Annotated in this window: 1 pseudogene; it reads left to right on the top strand. The window is 50.5% G+C overall.

Annotation, left to right across the window (positions count from 1 at the left end):
- Positions 1 to 270 precede the first annotated feature (270 nt).
- Positions 271 to 535 (top strand): annotated as a pseudogene (locus tag D3D02_RS21055) (hypothetical protein); the annotation flags it as partial.

Below are 535 nucleotides of genomic sequence, written 5' to 3' on the forward strand. Positions count from 1 at the left end.
GGGGACAACCGTGTTGATGATGCTAGGTCGCATTTCCGGAAGCTGGCGTCTGTCGCTTACGCTGAATTTGGAAGTACCGACCTCCTTCGAATTGTCCGGTCGGAGTCCCCGGCAGACACAGATCTCCTGTTACGACTACTCTCTCATCTCTCATCACATCTTGAGACAGAGGGCGCCCAATCAAACTATACAAGAAGCCTGTCACGCTGGGCAGATTACCTCTCTATTGTAAACGAGATCGATGACCACGAGGTTGATAGGGCTCGCAAAATGATGGGCTACCAATTTGACCGGCGCTCGCCTGAACACGAACTTGAGCCAGAGCAGATTCGAAAATGTTGGGAAGCAACTGAAACACTAGAAGAAAAGGCGCTTCTCATTATTCTCGTCGCGGCTGGTACACGTCGCGCCGAACCAACTAATCTGAAAATTTCCCAGTTACGCCTCAATCAAGAAGATCCGTATATTGTCTTCGATGATGAACGGAAAACTGGGGCAGCGACTGTACCAATCATGGCCGGTGTAGAGGTCATCG

Origin of the sequence: Halobellus sp. Atlit-38R, from assembly GCF_003665925.1 — an archaeon.
In the GTDB taxonomy this organism is placed as follows: domain Archaea; phylum Halobacteriota; class Halobacteria; order Halobacteriales; family Haloferacaceae; genus Haloquadratum; species Haloquadratum inordinatus.